Below are 16,118 nucleotides of genomic sequence, written 5' to 3'. Positions count from 1 at the left end.
ATTTACTTCAATCACCGAAACACCCTTATTTCACTATTAAGCAACACGCTTAGTCTCCAGCACCCGTTGGCTACGTATCAGGCGCTACTGGAGGTAGAAGCATGAACCTCCAGCATGATCGTATCGCAGCGCTCTGCGAGCAGCTTAAGCTCGATAGATTACCGGCTGAGTGGCCCGCCGTTGCTCAGACGACGATCGACAGCAACGGCACTCATGCCGACTCCCTTGAAGCTGCTTTACAGCTTCAGCATGATGGGCTGAACGAACGGCGCCGGCAGACTATTTTGCGTTTATCAGGCCTACCGGTGATCAAGACGCTGGAGCAGTTTGATTTCGCCTTTGCGAGTGGCGTACCTCGCAATCAGATCCAGGAGTTGGCCGGGCTGGCGTTTATCGAGCGTCAGGAGAACCTGGTCTTGCTGGGTCCGTCCGGGGTAGGTAAAACGCACCTGGCGACAGCACTCGGCTACAGAGCCGCGATGGCCGGAATGAGTATTCGGTTCGTCACAGCCGCAGATCTGATGCTACAGCTGCTCGCATCACATCGTCAGGGGGAGTTAAAAAGCTATCTTAATCGCGTTATGGGTAAGCCTAAGTTGTTGATCATAGATGAGGTTGGCTACCTTCCCTTCGGTAAAATGGAAGCCAATCTGTTCTTCCAGGTTATCGCTAAACGGTATGAGTCAGGCAGCGTGGTCCTGACCAGCAACCTGCCGTTTACCCAGTGGTCGGGGACATTCGGAGATGATGAAACGCTAAGCGTGTTGCTTAATAGTGAAATAAGGGTGTTTCGGTGATTGAAGTAAATTTTACGCTGTTCTGAGATGGAAATTCCAAAGACCGGCGCTAAGGAGTAAGAAGGTATCATCAATAAAGGGTCTACGATTCCGTAAAATTTGGGTCATGCAACCGAGGCGCTTGATACCCGCGATGGCGTCTTCAACTGTAATACGGATGCCCGAGATTATTTTATTTTCTTGTTTTTGTTCAGGCGATAAAGGTCTTTTTCGAGTTCCTTTTTTTGGGATTTGTGTATTAGGATGCTGTTTATCTATACCTTGAAAACCGGTATCTGCCCAGATGGTTACCTCAGGAGGAATATGGCGAATTATATCGACTTTATCGAGTAAGCGTTTATCGTGACGGCGCCCATTTTTGCTCATGGGGATAAATCCAATTTGCCTTGTTTCGTCAGTCATAATAAGCCCTTTTCGAGTGGTCTGTCTTTTCTTTCCCGAATACATTTTTTTTCGCCGACGCAGATTCTTAGGCTTTTGGACAGGTCGCTCTGTCCCATCAATAAAGACGTCTTTAACTCCAGGAAAGGCGCGAAAAAATTCCTCAGCAGAGCGAATTTGACGAGCGGGCAAAACACATTCTCGCCCCAAGGGGCTTTGTTGAATAAATCGAACTTTCAGGGGATCGCCGGATCAAAGCACTATCATCGCTCCCGATAGCAGCTCCCCATGGCAAAGCAAAAGTTTAAAATCACCAACTGGCCCACCTACAACAAAGCACTCAGACAACGCGGCTCCCTGACGGTCTGGCTTGATGAGTCCGCCATCGCTGCATGGACTGACAGTGCTTCGCATGAAGGTCGTGGTCGGCCGCTTTACTACACCGATATGGCTGTTATAGCCAACCGACTTAAAAATGATTACATCCTATGCCCTGATATGCGGCAAAGAAGCATAGCTGGCTGTTATCAAAATAATGTCGCTTGGCTATACCACGGTTTTGATGATAAAGCGCGTGTTTAACCTGTCGCTCCGGGCATTACAGGGCTTTGTCGACTCGGTTTTTACACTGATGAGCCTGCCACTGCGCTGCCCGGACTACTCTCTGGTCAGTCGGCGGGCAAAAACCGTCAGTATCAGCATAAAAACGCCAACGCGTGGTGAAATCTCGCATCTGGTCATCGACAGTACCGGTCTGAAGGTCTTTGGCGAAGGTGAATGGAAAGTCAGGCAGCATGGGGCTGACAGACGAAGAGTGTGGCGCAAGCTTCATCTGGCAGCAGACAGTGCGACGCATGAGATTATCTGTGCCGACTTATCGCTCAGCGGAACGACAGATGCGCAGGCACTGCCGGGCCTGATTAACCAAACCCACCGAAAAATCAGGGAAGTGTCAGCAGACGGTGCTTATGACGCCCGTTACTGCCACGATGCGTTGCTAAGAAAGAAAATCAGGCCCCTTATCCCGCCGCGAAGCGGAGCCAAATACTGGCCGGACAAGTACCATGAACGTAACCACGGCGCGTGTCAAGGTAGTTGTCGCCTCAGTCTCTGCTGCCCTTCGTCAGGAGCAGTATACGTGGACGCTTTCAACCACTACAGTCAGCTACGGCCTGTTGCTGCAGGATGCGGAGGCCTTTGCCGGGCAGACCTGGCACAGCGTGGTAGTGGACGAAGCCCAGCCCATCAAAAATGCGCAGACGCAGCGGGCCAGAGCAGTGACGGCGCTGAAGGCCGATTTCCGACTGGCGCTGAGCGGTACGCCGGTTGAAAATCACCTGGGTGAGCTGTGGAGCCTCTTTCGTTTCCTCAATCCGGGGCTGCTGGGAAGCCTGAAATCCTTTAATCAGCGATTTGTCGTTCCGGCAGAACAGGGGGACAGGCTGGCTGCCGGAACGCTGAAACAGCTGATAAAACCCTTTGTGCTGCGCAGAACCAAAGCGCAGGTGCTTGATGAACTGCCACCACGCACCGACATCCTTTATACCATCCCCATGAGCGAGGAAGAACAGCACTGGTACGAGGCGCTGCGGCGACAGGCGGTTGAACGACTGGAGAAGGGCGAAGACATCAGCCCGCTGCAGGTCCTGACGGAAATTACCCGCCTGCGGCGGTTCTGCTGCAATCCCTCCCTGGTGCTGGACGGCTCAGCGCCGGAAAGCAGCAAGCTGTCGGCATGTCTGGACATTATCAGAGAGCTAAGGGATAACCACCATAAGGCGCTGATCTTCAGCCAGTTTGTTGACCACCTGACGCTGCTGCGAACCGCACTGGATGGGGCGGGTATGACTTACCAGTACCTGGACGGCACCACGTCGCCCTCTGAGCGTAAAAAACGCGTGGAAGCTTTTCAGGGCGGAGAGGGAGACCTGTTCCTGATAAGCCTGAAGGCCGGTGGAACCGGGCTTAACCTGACAGCCGCCGATTACGTCATTCATCTCGACCCGTGGTGGAATCCGGCCGTGGAGGATCAGGCCAGTGACCGTGCCCATCGCATGGGACAGGAGCGGCCGGTAACGGTTTACCGCCTGGTGATGGAAGGTACCATTGAGGAGCAGATGGTCTCCCTGCACGGAAGGAAACGGCAGATGGCAGAAGATTTGCTGGAAGGCAGTGATGCTGTGGGAAGACTTGATACTGAGACGCTGCTGTCCGTGCTACGAGGCCAGTAATCATTAGCAGGCTTACCGCAACGGGTTTTCTTACGGTGGGGGGGGGGATAAACTGGGCGAAGCGGTAGGCACCAGAAAACCGGCCGTTTTTCTGGTGGTCTTCTCATTCTCAGGAAGGGTGCGCGGGCGAATCAGTAATGTGGTTCGGAATCAGCTAAAGTGATTTGAAACGGGTTTTCATTCTCACGGAATATGGTTTGGGAAAGTGCATTTATTGCGCGTCAGGCCGATCATCATTGCGCGTCACTACAGGTAACGCGAAATATCGTCGGCTGTGGGGTGGTACCAATGCACGTCAAACCCCACTGCCGATAAATATATCACGCCCTGTCATCCCTGCTCTCAAGATATTTGAGTGATACTTGCAAGGTGATCAGTCGGTAATCGATATTTCCTATTCTATCATCATCCCCTTTGAGTTGAGCCTCCATGTCGTTTACAAAAGCTTTGGTGATATCCAGATCGAAAAGACCATACTCAAGCAGAGTGAGTTTAATGTCTGGGTTTTTCTCTAAAAAAAAGCAGCTATAATCCATAACCTCATCCCCACCGTAGTTATCTTTTATCTTGGTATCAGGGAATTGTCTTGCAAACTCAATGTCATTATCGGCGGCGAATTTTTTAACAATAGCACCGTAGTTTTCAACCAAAGGCAACTGATTAACTGAAAGCTCAGACAGTGATTGCCAATTATTGGGTGTATCGAAGCTGTAAATATCGACCTTATCGATTGAAAACGTGTACCGTGTCCCTTTCATGCCCAGCGGTTGTGCATTTACTTTAAAAAGATTTCTGTATGCCGGTAACGCCAACGCTTTGAGTTTCTCAAAATTATAAAAACGATAATAGACTGTGCCACCGAGTTTGGCGGCAGGATACTCATTAATGTTTTCATAAAGAGAATCGATAACGTCTTTTTTCGGCGAAATTCTGAAAAGATCGAGAAATCGTTGCCATAAATTCAACGCCGTTGCTTTTTTTTTATCGTCATACTGTACTAAATTCGTCATATTGCAATGGTGTAATTTCCTTCCCCCTGCAAGTTCTATTTCCATCTTGCAATTCCTCCCTCTGTGTTTATTAATGACATCGCCTAGCGTAGGCCACGTATTCGAAACAACAGCACAATGCCGTTTCAACCCGTCATACACGCATCATTACCTGAGCGGGGATTTTTTTACCCGTAATACCGTGAAGCGCTTGATCGCAGAGGCACTTGATTATCTAATCAATACCCTAAGCGCTACGGGGTTGGGTGACCGTAAGGATTCCTTAACTTTTGGCAATAAGCTTTTTAGCTATAAACCATAGCGTTTTTATACCCAATAAGATTAAGTGTTACTTGCTCAGGTTATTTTTTGTCTCAAAAATAACCTGAACGAATGCAATAATGAGACATTGAAAGGTGAGATGTTTTTCTGAGACACATCGGGAGCATTACGACCACGTTTACCGAATTAAACCCAATGCTGGCGGCGACTCTCATCAAACGCTCGTTAAATGAGTCTGCAATACGGTTATAAAATTATAAACCGTTATAACTTTTAGGCTTATTGCCAAAAGTTAAGGAATCCTTACGGTCACCCTAGGCTGTGTCCCTTAATTACGTAACCGGGCGTAAAACAAGCGGATGCAGCCCAGTTTCACCATTGCTAGATAGTTTCTTGCCGTTTTTTCATAACGTGTGGCAATCCGTCTATATTCCTTTAAACGGCCAAAACATCTTTCTACAACGTTGCGACGGCGATAAGCATCACGATAAAGGAGACTGTAAAATAATCTGTGTAAATGGCATTTTGAGGAAAACCTTCAAAGGATAACAAAATGCCTATCAGCAACGAACTTATTGACCAACTGCTTCAAGATTGTCACTCCCCTCAGGATCTGCTGGGTGAATCAGGCCTACTGAAGGTGCTGACTAAAAGACTGGCGGAACGGGTTCTTGAAGCTGAGATGGAGATGCATCTTGGGTATGCTAAGCATGACCCGGTAGGTAATCATTCAGGCAACTCCCGCAATAGCAAGACATCCAAGAGCGTACGTAGCCAAAATGGGGAGATCGAGCTCGATATTCCGCGCGACCGCAACAGTACCTTCGAGCCGACACTGATCGGTAAGCACGAAAAACAGCTTAACGGCTTCGATGACCGCATTATTTCTCTCTATTCCAGAGGGTTATCAACCCGTGATATTCAGGCACACTTTAAAGAAGTCTACGGGGTCGATGTTTCCGCTGGCTTCATTTCTCAAGTGACCAATGCTGTGATGGATGAAGTTAAGCGCTGGCAGCAACGGCCGCTGGATGCGCTTTATCCCATTGTTTACCTTGACTGTATTGTTGTCAAAAGCCAGGACGGCGGAGCCGTGGCCAACAAGTCTGTTTATGCCCCATTCCGACTCGAAACGCAACAAAACGGTAGAGGGTTATGCCACCAGTAAGTGCGTTAAAAATACCTCATTGGGGGAACGATAGCCCAGCGATTTTCTGCCCCTTGTATTGAGTATGTGTTCGAGTTCGGCAATCTTACGATGACTGACCTGACTGAAGTCTGTTCCCTTTGGGTAAAAACGTCGTATCAGCCCGTTGGTGTGCTCATTCAAGCCCCTCTCCCAGGAATGATAAGGATGGGCAAAGTAGACCTGCGCCCCTGTGATTTGAGTAATTTGCTCGTGCAGAGCGAATTCAGGGCCGTTATCAGCTGTTAGGGTCTTAAACTTGCAAAAGGTATTAGCTTCAATGTCCCTGAAAGCAGCAACCACAGTCTCCGCACGCTTATTAGGCAGTTTGCGAATAATGGCGGTTTTCAATGCTTTATCTACGATAGTTAACAAGAATGACTTCTGGTCTTTGCCAAAAATAGTGTCAATTTCGAAGTGGCCAGGCTCCTGTTTAAGCTCGGCTTGAGCTGGGCGATACTCAATAAGCGTGTTGCTTAATAGTGAAATAAGGGTGTTTCGGTGATTGAAGTAAATTTTACGCTGTTCTGAGATGGAAATTCCAAAGACCGACGCTAAGGAGTAAGAAGGTATCATCAATAAAGGGTCTACGATTCCGTAAAATTTGGGTCATGCAACCGAGGCGCTTGATACCCGCGATGGCGTGTTCAACTGTAATACGGATGCCCGAGATTATTTTATTTTCTTGTTTTTGTTCAGGCGATAAAGGTCTTTTTCGAGTTCCTTTTTTTGGGATTTGTGTATTAGGATGCTGTTTATCTATACCTTGAAAACCGGTATCTGCCCAGATGGTTACCTCAGGAGGAATATGGCGAATTATATCGACTTTATCGAGTAAGCGTTTATCGTGACCGCGCCCATTTTTGCTCATGGGGATAAATCCAATTTGCCTTGTTTCGTCAGTCATAATAAGCCCTTTTCGAGTGGTCTGTCTTTTCTTTCCCGAATACATTTTTTTTCGCCGACGCAGATTCTTAGGCTTTTGGACAGGTCGCTCTGTCCCATCAATAAAGACGTCTTTAACTCCAGGAAAGGCGCGAAAAAATTCCTCAGCAGAGCGAATTTGACGAGCGGGCAAAACACATTCTCGCCCCAAGGTCATCTCTAAAACCGGCAATAATATTTTTACCCAGCGACATACCCGTGTTCTATCTAAACCAAAAAGAAGTCCTTGCAAATCATAGGTCGGATAACATTTTAAATACAATAAAATAAAAAGCAGTTTATCTAATGGGGTTGGGATAAATCCTTTCTGCCCTGCACCCATCTGCCGCTCGTGATCTTTTCGATTCTTTTTCCGATAAATCAAATAACAAGCTGAAAATTCAGCGGCTAAATTTTTCAATTCTTCGACTGATAATCCAATGATTGCTTTACATAAACGATTATCTCGTAACAACCGCTCTTTGTTGATCATTTCAAACCTTTATTCTCTAAGTTAAACCTCTTTTTATTCTCAATAGCCTGACAAAAAATGCAAGTCTCTATTCAGCAACTAGTTTAATACCAACACGGTTGGGAATAGGGCCTGATTTGAGGTTTTCGGCATTGTATAGCCAACCGACTTAAAAATGATTACATCCTATGCCCTGATATGCGGCAAAGAAGCATAGCTGGCTGTTATCAAAATAATGTCGCTTGGCTATACCTGTAACGTTTTCCCCGATGAGGAAGTTGCTGATATAGCTCCCCGCCAGCCTGTCTCTCCTGCAGGATATAGCGATAGAGCGTATTCTTGCTGACAGATATACCGAATTCCAGGTGCAAACGGCCACTGATGATTTCAGGTGAAGAGTGAGTGGAAAGCGCCTGCCTGATGAAGTTCTGAATGTGTGGCTCCAACGGGTAAAAAGCATTGTTTGGCAGAGGCTTATGACGGCGTTCCCGGGCCAGAGTGTCCGCCCTGCTACAGCAGTAGACACCATTGAAAGTAGGGTCGGTATTGCGTCTGAGTTCCCTGCTGATGGTCGAGCGAGGCAGAGCAAGCTCTCTGGCGATGGTAGCTTGGTTGACACCTTCACCACGCCGCTTTTCTATGTAGAACCGTTCTTTCTGAGTCAGATGTTTTCCCTGCATGCAACAGGCTCTCCAGTATGGCCAGAACGGTGATTTTATCCGACTCTGGCAAGTGGGTCACTTTGTTGCGTTTCGAGTGGGAATGGGGCACGTGTCAAAGTCGCGACTAATAGATGTTATCTTAATAAGATAGTATTTTATTATCTTGTTAAGATAATATGTTATTAATATAACAAGATATTAAATTATTGAAGTTTAGACTTTTTTATTAATTCTGACCGCTCTTCCGAGTCAAGATTTTCAAACTTCATTATGGCAGCCCTAACAATGTCTGAGCGATTCACCCGGGTTCCCGAATTGTTCATTTCATCTCTTATGCAATTATCAATTGAGTTTAAATTGGAGACGGCAAAAGAGATGCTTACTGGTTTTGCTTTACTTCGAGTATCTGTTTTTAGCTCTTGGACCAAGCCTAAACCTGCTGAGCCGCCGTTTATGAATGCACTTTCGTCTTTCGGAGGTGTATTAGATCTGTTTCTCATTGGATGATCTCCTTAACGAGTGCAGAAATTTCTTCCTGAGCCTTTTCATTTTGAGTTTCATAAATAGTCAGAGACTCAGCCCAGGCATCTCGGTGAGCCTTTCGATCACAGATTCGTGATTGAGCTAATTTCATTTGAGGATAATCAGCCAAGACTTCCGCGGCCTGATGTGCTTCATTTACGAACATATTTGTCGGAGCCATATTGAGCACCAGATATCCTCTTACCCCTTCATTGAAGTCCTTTGCTGCAGTGAAAACTTCGCAGGTATGCGGAACAACGTCGAGGTCCATCTGAGAGGGTCTTAAAGGTGAAATGAATACATCTGCAGACATTAGGCCACTTCGCATTTCCGCACTATCTCGTCCTGCACAATCCGCAATTACGAAATCATATGATTTCTCATGCTCCTTCAACATCGCCTTGATGTTACCGGTAGCCCCGGTGACCGGGATATGGGGGTATGGTTCAGGCCTGTTGTTATACCAAGTAAGAACGGATTTCTGATCGTCGGCATCGACAATTATGACTGACTTTCCGGCTGCCTTAAGGCAAGAAGCAATAGAGACCGCTAGGGTACTTTTACCAACACCACCTTTCTGACTACCAAGAACAATGATCACAACCACCTCACAAGACAACAAGATATTAAAGAATTATAATCACAATTTGTTATCTTAACAAGATAATTTATTTTAATTAACTTAATGATTTATAAGGTGTTGTTAACATAATAAGATATTATCATGTTATTCACTCGGGATGATTGTTATCCTTTCAGCCAGTACAGCTACGTTAATCTGATAAAATTCCCAGGCCTTCTCAGAGCAACTTTGCCCCATTCGCCCCATTCCCAGTCGAAATGCAACAAAGTGACCCACTGGCCAGACCCGGATAAAATCACCGTTCTGGCCCTACTGGAGATCCCGTTGCATGCAGGGAAAACATCTGACTCACAAAGAGCGGTTCTACATCGAAAAACGGCGTGGTGATGGGGTTAACCAGGCCACCATCGCCCGGGAACTGGAGCTTCCTCGTTCTACCATCAGCAGGGAACTCAGACGCAATACCGACGCCGCTTTCAACGGGGTCTATTCCTGCAGAAGGGCCGAAACGTTGGCCAGAGGGCGGCGGCAGAAAACACGGCCGGACAGCGTGATTAACCAGCTTGAACCGCACATTCAGGACTTTATAGCCAACCGACTTAAAAATGATTACATCCTATGCCCTGATATGCGGCAAAGAAGCATAGCTGGCTGTTATCAAAATAATGTCGCTTGGCTATATCAGAACGGCGCTGTCTACCCACACCTCACCTGAGGTCATCAGTGGGCGCCTGGTCCTGGAATTTGGCCTGTCCGTCAGCAAGAACTCGCTCTATCGCTATATCCTGCAGGAGCGCCGGGCCGGCGGTGAGCTGTATCAGCAGCTCCCTCATCGGGGTAAACGGTATAACTATCAGACCGATGAGAACAAACGCGGTCCTATTCCCAACCGTGTTGGCATTGAGCAGCGGCCGGCCGTTGCTGACCTCAAACAGGAACCCGGGCATTTCGAGATTGACACCATCTTTGGCAAAGATCAGAAATCATTCCTGCTGACGGTGGTCGATAAAGCCGTCAAGCTGGTCATCATTCGCAAACTGCCCAACAAGCGAGCAGAGACAGTGGTAGCGGCCTTCAGGGACATCGTTGCCAATACCTTCTGCGAGTTTAAAACCCTGACTGCTGACAACGGTTCTGAATTTTCCCAGCACGGGGAAATTACAAAAGTCACGGGGGCACCGGTCTACTTTGCCCGGCCATATCATTCCTGGGAACGCGGGTTGAATGAGCATACCAACGGGCTGATACGGCGTTTTTACCCGAAGGGAACGGACTTCAATTATGTCACCCATCGCAAGGTTGCAGCACTCGAACACCTGCTCAATACGCGAGGCAGAAAATCGCTGGGTTATCGTTCTCCAAATGAGGTATTTTTAACGCACTTACAGGCGGCATAATGCCCTACCGTTTTGTTGCGTTTCGACTGGGAATGGGGCTTCCCGCCAATACGCTTTATGGCTGGCGGTCTCAGGCTGGAATTCCGACTCAGTCGGCAGCCAGTGAGAGTAAACTCCACCTGGAGTGGTCTCAGGATGCGCGCTTCGCCGTTATCGTTGAAACCGCGCCGCTTTCTGCTCATGCTGTGGCTGAATACTGTCGCCGTAAAGGCCTCTATCCTGAACAGATTCAGCAGTGGAAGGACGAGTTTATGCAGCCAGGTCAGCGTGCAGAAAGAGCCTTAATAAAGAAACAGCAAAAAGAAATTCAGCAGCTTAATCGTGAAATAGCCCGCAAGGACAAAGCCATCGCCGAAGCGGCGGCACTGCTCATCCTGGAAAAAAAGCTCAAGGCGTTCTTCGACGAAGAACGCGAGGTCGAATGACGCGCACAGCCGACAGGTTACTGCTGATGAAGATGCTGGAGGAGGCTGCCACTGCCGGCGTCCGGCAAAGCGATGCCTGCAGGTCTGTAGGTATTTTAGCGAGCGGACGTTCCAGCGCTGGCGGCTAAGTCCTGACGACCGGCGACCGACGGCATCACGGCCGATGCCGAAAAACAGGCTCAGTGCTGAAGAGGAACAGCAGGTGCTGGCCATCTGCCATGAGCCACGATTCGCCAGTCTGTCGCCGGCGCAAATCGTACCGGCACTAGCCGATGAGGGGCGTTACGTTGCCAGTGAATCGACGTTTTACCGGGTGTTGCGCCGTGCCGGAGAGGTCAGTCATCGCGGGCGTCAGCAGGCCCCGCAAAGTAAGCCGCTGTCGACATGGAAGGCGATCGCGCCGAACCAGGTGTGGTCGTGGGACATCACCTGGCTGAAGTCGCTGACGGCGGGTCACTGGTTCTACCTGTATCTCATAGAAGATGTGTTCAGTCGCAAAATAGTGGGTTATGAGGTGTACCCGGTCGAAAGCGGCGAGTATGCAGCAGAACTGCTGAAGCGAACGGTGCTGAGCGAGCGCTGCTGGCAGGAGCCGCTGGTACTGCATGCGGATAACGGTGCACTGTAGTGGTCAACTAAATTTGGCCACCCTACCTGACTGTTGATGGAACAGCCGTTCTGATTCATTTGGTGTTAACCCACCGTTATACCAGTGAGGTCTGACATCGCTATAATAATGGGTTATGTAGCGAATAATGGATGATTGAGCAGTACTAAAGCTTTGGTAGCCAGTCGTTGGCACCCATTCAGTCTTCAGACTACGGAAGAATCGCTCCATCGGACTATTATCCCAACAATTTCCTCTGCGACTCATACTTTGGGTCATCTGATAACGCCACAATGCCTGCCTATACTCACGACTGGTGTAATGGCTTCCTTGGTCACTATGAAACATGACTTGTTTGGGATGCCCACGCAGTTCCCAAGCCATTTGTAGTGCTTTGGCTGTTAATTCTGAATCTGGCGAAAACGACATTGCCCAACCCACGGGTTTTCGGGCAAATAAATCTAATACCACCGCCAGATACGCCCATCGGTCGCCTGTCCAAATATAGGTTACATCGCCGCACCAAACCTGGTCAGGCTTGGTCACAGCGAACTGCCTATTGAGCAGATTTGGAATATCAATACGTTCATTTCCACCGCGGTTGTATTGATGTTTTCTTGTTTGGCAACTAACGAGGGTTAATTCTTTCATCAACTTACCCGCTAACCACCGCCCAAGTTTCACGTCGTGTGTATTGGTAACCATCGTGGCGATAGTCCTTGCGCCCGCAGACCCGCCACTAACGTTCCACGCTTCGCTGACCAGGCTACGTTTTATCGTCCGCTCAATATCTGGCTCCTTAGGTCGACACCAATAGCGATAACTGCTTCGGTGAACATTAAAAATACGACACAACGCTTTCACTGGATAAAGCGCTCTTAGCTTTTCAACTACCGAGAATTTTTCAGTGAGTCGGACATTAAGAGCGAAGTAGCCTTTTTTAAGATGGCATTGGCTTTGTTGAATAATTTAACCGTTTGATTTACATCTTCTTTAGTTAGAATGCATTTACAGAGAATGTATTTTGTTAGAACGACAAATCAAATAGTTAGCACAATAAAAAGCATTCCGAGAGGAAAAATTAGTCGTTGAAATTTTATAATACTTATATAAATCAGTATCTTAAATTATTCAACAAAGCCGATGGCATTCTCCATTTCCAGTCGGTGGATTTTTTTCTTCATTTCTCTGAACTCAATTTGTTCAGGTGTTAATGGCAGACCAGGCGATGTTTTCCCTTGACGTTCTAAACGAAGGGCTCTTACCCACCGGCTAATCGCTGAAAGACTGACGTTAATGGCTTTCGCGGCTTCCTGGTAGGTATAATTTTGGTCAAGGACTAATTTGGCGGTTTCACATTTAAATTCAGCAGTAATTATTTTACTCATTTTGGCACCTATAAAAATTATGAGGTAAGCATATCACCTCTACTTAGGTGGCCAAATTCAGTATGCCACTACAACCTGTACGAAACCGAAGCGGAGATGCTCTCCGATGACCCGCACGGATGATACCGGCATACAGCCCCGCCCCATGAAGACGCTGTTTCAGCGCAACAGGGCATGGGCTGACATCATGGAGGCATACCCGCTCCGGCCTGTAGAGATTGAGGTTGTCACAAAGATGCTGGCCTGCGGCACCCCACTGACGGGCAGCCGGGAATTTCGCTGCAGCAACCCCGACTGCACTCACCACCGTTACATCCATCAGAGCTGCCACGGACGCGGATGTCCGACCTGCGGCAAAAAGGCCACCGACCTGTGGATTGCCACCATGATGGCCCGCCTGCCGGATACGCCGTGCCAGCACGGCACATTCACGATGCCGGATACCCTGTGGCCATTGTTTGAAGCCAACCGCTGGCTGCTGAATGGCCTCTTTGCGCTGGCGGCGGACAACCTGCTGTACGCTGCGGAGCAGCGGGGCCTGACCACCGGTATTTTCGGCGCTCTTCACACGTATGGTCGCCAGCTTAACTGGAACTGCCATATTCACCTGTCGTGGACCTCCGGCGGCATAAATGAGCACGGTGCCTGGAAAAAACTGTCGTTTGCCCTGCCGAAGGTCAGGGCGCGCTGGGTATGGAATGTACGCCAGTATCTGCTGTCTGCATGGGAGTCTCTTGTTCTGCCGCCGCAGCTGGCTCACATCTGGGATTATGATGAATGGAAGCGCTTTATCCTCAGCCAGGGGAAAAATGAGCAGGGAGAGATTTACTGGCACGTGTATTTTGCGAAGCCGACGAAACATCCCCGGCAGACAGCAAAGTACCTGGGCCGGTACCTGAAAAAACTGCCTGTGTCGGGTGCGCGACTGGCACACTACGACGGGGGAAGCCGCATCACCCTGCGTTTTCTGGATCACCGGACGGGGAGGCATGAAGACCTGGCGCTCAGTCAGCGTGAGCTGATACTGCGGCTGATAAAGCATATACCGGAGAAGCATTTCCGGATGGTGCGTTACTTTGGTTTTCTGGCTAACCGCGTAGTGGGAAAACTGTTGCCTCTGGTGAGAAAAGCCCTGGGGCAGGATAATGTGAAAAAAGCAGCGCCAGTGACATACACAACGCTGAGTCAGGGATTACTGAATACAGACCCGTTTGCCTGCCTGCTGTGCGGGGCAAAAATGGCGTTCAGCCGGGCGCTGCCGGCAACGGCCCTGGAGAAGCGAATCGCGAACGCCGGGGAGATAGCGCGAATGCGTTACGTTGGATAATGCGGGGAAACTCTGCCTGGAATTCGGCGATGTAATCAAAAAACGCGCAATGTGTTCAAAAATCACCCAAACACAGAGGCATTCACGATAAAAAAGCCGGTTTTCATCGTTGCCAGCCCCCGAAATCAGGGGCCCCAAAAAGTTTGAAATTCCTAGGCGTCAAGATGCATCTCCATCTCAGCTTCAAGAACCCGTTCCGCCAGTCTTTTAGTCAGCACCTTCAGTAGGCCTGATTCACCCAGCAGATCCTGAGGGGAGTGACAATCTTGAAGCAGTTGGTCAATAAGTTCGTTGCTGATAGGCATTTTGTTATCCTTTGAAGGTTTTCCTCAAAATGCCATTTACACAGATTATTTTACAGTCTCCTTTATCGTGATGCTTATCGCCGTCGCAACGTTGTAGAAAGATGTTTTGGCCGTTTAAAGGAATATAGACGGATTGCCACACGTTATGAAAAAACGGCAAGAAACTATCTAGCAATGGTGAAACTGGGCTGCATCCGCTTGTTTTACGCCCGGTTACGTAATTAAGGGACACAGCCTAGGGTGACCGTAAGGATTCCTTAACTTTTGGCAATAAGCCTAAAAGTTATAACGGTTTATAATTTTATAACCGTATTGCAGACTCATTTAACGAGCGTTTGATGAGAGTCGCCGCCAGCATTGGGTTTAATTCGGTAAACGTGGTCGTAATGCTCCCGATGTGTCTCAGAAAAACATCTCACCTTTCAATGTCTCATTATTGCATTCGTTCAGGTTATTTTTGAGACAAAAAATAACCTGAGCAAGTAACACTTAATCTTATTGGGTATAAAAACGCTATGGTTTATAGCTAAAAAGCTTATTGCCAAAAGTTAAGGAATCCTTACGGTCACCCAACCCCGTAGCGCTTAGGGTATTGATTAGATAATCAAGTGCCTCTGCGATCAAGCGCTTCACGGTATTACGGGTAAAAAAATCCCCGCTCAGGTAATGATGCGTGTATGACGGGTTGAAACGGCATTGTGCTGTTGTTTCGAATACGTGGCCTACGCTAGGCGATGTCATTAATAAACACAGAGGGAGGAATTGCAAGATGGAAATAGAACTTGCAGGGGGAAGGAAATTACACCATTGCAATATGACGAATTTAGTACAGTATGACGATAAAAAAAAAGCAACGGCGTTGAATTTATGGCAACGATTTCTCGATCTTTTCAGAATTTCGCCGAAAAAAGACGTTATCGATTCTCTTTATGAAAACATTAATGAGTATCCTGCCGCCAAACTCGGTGGCACAGTCTATTATCGTTTTTATAATTTTGAGAAACTCAAAGCGTTGGCGTTACCGGCATACAGAAATCTTTTTAAAGTAAATGCACAACCGCTGGGCATGAAAGGGACACGGTACACGTTTTCAATCGATAAGGTCGATATTTACAGCTTCGATACACCCAATAATTGGCAATCACTGTCTGAGCTTTCAGTTAATCAGTTGCCTTTGGTTGAAAACTACGGTGCTATTGTTAAAAAATTCGCCGCCGATAATGACATTGAGTTTGCAAGACAATTCCCTGATACCAAGATAAAAGATAACTACGGTGGGGATGAGGTTATGGATTATAGCTGCTTTTTTTTAGAGAAAAACCCAGACATTAAACTCACTCTGCTTGAGTATGGTCTTTTCGATCTGGATATCACCAAAGCTTTTGTAAACGACATGGAGGCTCAACTCAAAGGGGATGATGATAGAATAGGAAATATCGATTACCGACTGATCACCTTGCAAGTATCACTCAAATATCTTGAGAGCAGGGATGACAGGGCGTGATATATTTATCGGCAGTGGGGTTTGACGTGCATTGGTACCACCCCACAGCCGACGATATTTCGCGTTACCTGTAGTGACGCGCAATGATGATCGGCCTGACGCGCAATAAATGCACTTTCCCAAACCATATTCCGTG

Annotated in this window: 14 protein-coding genes and 8 pseudogenes; 11 read left to right on the top strand and 11 right to left on the bottom strand. The window is 47.9% G+C overall.

Features of this window, described 5'->3' with window-relative positions; genetic code table 11:
* Positions 1-101: 101 nt before the first annotated feature.
* Positions 102-770 (top strand): annotated as a pseudogene (gene istB / locus ACQGXV_RS36650) (IS21-like element helper ATPase IstB); the annotation flags it as partial.
* A 39-nt stretch (positions 771-809) separates the two neighbouring features.
* On the opposite strand, the gene ACQGXV_RS36645 reads toward istB, so the two are convergent.
* A complete protein-coding gene (locus ACQGXV_RS36645; protein WP_440867918.1) occupies positions 810-1,388 on the bottom strand; it encodes a transposase family protein in 579 nt (192 codons plus the stop codon).
* Between the two features lie 78 nt (positions 1,389-1,466).
* On the opposite strand from ACQGXV_RS36645, the pseudogene ACQGXV_RS36640 reads away from it, so the two are divergent.
* Positions 1,467-2,256 (top strand): annotated as a pseudogene (locus ACQGXV_RS36640) (IS5 family transposase); the annotation flags it as partial.
* A gap of 82 nt (positions 2,257-2,338) precedes the next feature.
* Positions 2,339-3,409 (top strand): annotated as a pseudogene (locus ACQGXV_RS36635) (DEAD/DEAH box helicase); the annotation flags it as partial.
* 320 nt (positions 3,410-3,729) lie between these two features.
* On the opposite strand, the gene ACQGXV_RS36630 reads toward ACQGXV_RS36635, so the two are convergent.
* Positions 3,730-4,464 (bottom strand): hypothetical protein, encoded by a 735-nt coding sequence (locus ACQGXV_RS36630; protein WP_440867907.1) that lies wholly within the window; start codon positions 4,462-4,464, stop codon positions 3,730-3,732.
* Positions 4,465-5,008: 544 nt separating this feature from the next.
* Positions 5,009-5,173 (bottom strand): annotated as a pseudogene (locus tag ACQGXV_RS36625) (transposase); the annotation flags it as partial.
* Between the two features lie 60 nt (positions 5,174-5,233).
* Between ACQGXV_RS36625 and ACQGXV_RS36620 the strand changes: the two are divergent.
* Positions 5,234-5,815 (top strand): annotated as a pseudogene (locus ACQGXV_RS36620) (transposase); the annotation flags it as partial.
* Between the two features lie 18 nt (positions 5,816-5,833).
* On the opposite strand, the gene ACQGXV_RS36615 reads toward ACQGXV_RS36620, so the two are convergent.
* From ACQGXV_RS36615 to ACQGXV_RS36595, 5 genes are all read right to left on the bottom strand, one after another.
* A complete protein-coding gene (locus ACQGXV_RS36615) occupies positions 5,834-6,442 on the bottom strand; it encodes an IS30 family transposase (RefSeq protein ID WP_440867956.1) in 609 nt (202 codons plus the stop codon).
* Positions 6,384-7,283, bottom strand: coding sequence for a transposase family protein (locus ACQGXV_RS36610; protein WP_440867917.1), 900 nt, complete (start codon positions 7,281-7,283; stop codon positions 6,384-6,386). The genes ACQGXV_RS36615 and ACQGXV_RS36610 overlap by 59 nt, the downstream gene beginning before the upstream one ends.
* A gap of 206 nt (positions 7,284-7,489) precedes the next feature.
* A complete protein-coding gene (locus tag ACQGXV_RS36605; protein WP_440867916.1) occupies positions 7,490-7,942 on the bottom strand; it encodes a transposase in 453 nt (150 codons plus the stop codon).
* 185 nt (positions 7,943-8,127) lie between these two features.
* Positions 8,128-8,424 (bottom strand): hypothetical protein, encoded by a 297-nt coding sequence (locus ACQGXV_RS36600; protein WP_440867915.1) that lies wholly within the window; start codon positions 8,422-8,424, stop codon positions 8,128-8,130.
* The gene (locus tag ACQGXV_RS36595; RefSeq protein WP_440867914.1) at positions 8,421-9,047 is read right to left on the bottom strand and encodes a ParA family plasmid-partitioning AAA ATPase; all 627 of its coding nucleotides are present in this window, start codon (positions 9,045-9,047) and stop codon (positions 8,421-8,423) included. Before ACQGXV_RS36595 ends, ACQGXV_RS36600 begins: the two co-directional genes overlap by 4 nt.
* Positions 9,048-9,357: 310 nt before the next feature.
* On the opposite strand from ACQGXV_RS36595, the gene ACQGXV_RS36590 reads away from it, so the two are divergent.
* The 4 genes from ACQGXV_RS36590 (at position 9,358) to ACQGXV_RS36575 (ending at position 11,479) form a co-directional block, all read left to right on the top strand.
* Positions 9,358-9,744 carry a helix-turn-helix domain-containing protein gene (locus tag ACQGXV_RS36590; RefSeq protein ID WP_440867913.1) on the top strand — a complete coding sequence of 129 codons (387 nt, stop codon included), beginning with the start codon at positions 9,358-9,360 and terminating at the stop codon, positions 9,742-9,744.
* Complete coding sequence (locus ACQGXV_RS36585) at positions 9,695-10,426, top strand: IS30 family transposase (RefSeq protein ID WP_440867912.1); 732 nt, start codon at positions 9,695-9,697, stop codon at positions 10,424-10,426. The genes ACQGXV_RS36590 and ACQGXV_RS36585 overlap by 50 nt, the downstream gene beginning before the upstream one ends.
* On the top strand, positions 10,426-10,851 hold the full coding sequence (locus tag ACQGXV_RS36580; RefSeq protein WP_440867911.1) for a transposase: 426 nt from the start codon (positions 10,426-10,428) through the stop codon (positions 10,849-10,851). Before ACQGXV_RS36585 ends, ACQGXV_RS36580 begins: the two co-directional genes overlap by 1 nt.
* A gap of 163 nt (positions 10,852-11,014) precedes the next feature.
* Positions 11,015-11,479, top strand: coding sequence for a DDE-type integrase/transposase/recombinase (locus tag ACQGXV_RS36575; RefSeq protein ID WP_440867910.1), 465 nt, complete (start codon positions 11,015-11,017; stop codon positions 11,477-11,479).
* A gap of 3 nt (positions 11,480-11,482) precedes the next feature.
* Here the strand turns inward: ACQGXV_RS36575 and ACQGXV_RS36570 are convergent.
* Together ACQGXV_RS36570 and ACQGXV_RS36565 are read right to left on the bottom strand one after the other, a co-directional pair.
* Positions 11,483-12,403: pseudogene (locus ACQGXV_RS36570) on the bottom strand (IS3 family transposase); the annotation flags it as partial.
* 182 nt (positions 12,404-12,585) lie between these two features.
* On the bottom strand, positions 12,586-12,846 hold the full coding sequence (locus tag ACQGXV_RS36565) for a transposase (RefSeq protein WP_440867909.1): 261 nt from the start codon (positions 12,844-12,846) through the stop codon (positions 12,586-12,588).
* A gap of 106 nt (positions 12,847-12,952) precedes the next feature.
* On the opposite strand from ACQGXV_RS36565, the gene ACQGXV_RS36560 reads away from it, so the two are divergent.
* Positions 12,953-14,173, top strand: coding sequence for an IS91 family transposase (locus tag ACQGXV_RS36560; RefSeq protein WP_440867908.1), 1,221 nt, complete (start codon positions 12,953-12,955; stop codon positions 14,171-14,173).
* A 161-nt stretch (positions 14,174-14,334) separates the two neighbouring features.
* On the opposite strand, the pseudogene ACQGXV_RS36555 reads toward ACQGXV_RS36560, so the two are convergent.
* Positions 14,335-14,478: pseudogene (locus ACQGXV_RS36555) on the bottom strand (IS256 family transposase); the annotation flags it as partial.
* A gap of 60 nt (positions 14,479-14,538) precedes the next feature.
* Between ACQGXV_RS36555 and ACQGXV_RS36550 the strand changes: the two are divergent.
* A pseudogene (locus tag ACQGXV_RS36550) lies at positions 14,539-14,703 on the top strand (transposase); the annotation flags it as partial.
* Between the two features lie 544 nt (positions 14,704-15,247).
* Positions 15,248-15,982 (top strand): hypothetical protein, encoded by a 735-nt coding sequence (locus tag ACQGXV_RS36545; RefSeq protein WP_440867907.1) that lies wholly within the window; start codon positions 15,248-15,250, stop codon positions 15,980-15,982.
* Positions 15,983-16,118: the final 136 nt, after the last annotated feature.

The organism is Symbiopectobacterium purcellii (genome assembly GCF_052050035.1).
GTDB lineage: Bacteria > Pseudomonadota > Gammaproteobacteria > Enterobacterales > Enterobacteriaceae > Symbiopectobacterium > Symbiopectobacterium purcellii_A.
This window is presented reverse-complemented; position numbering and strand designations above follow the sequence as displayed.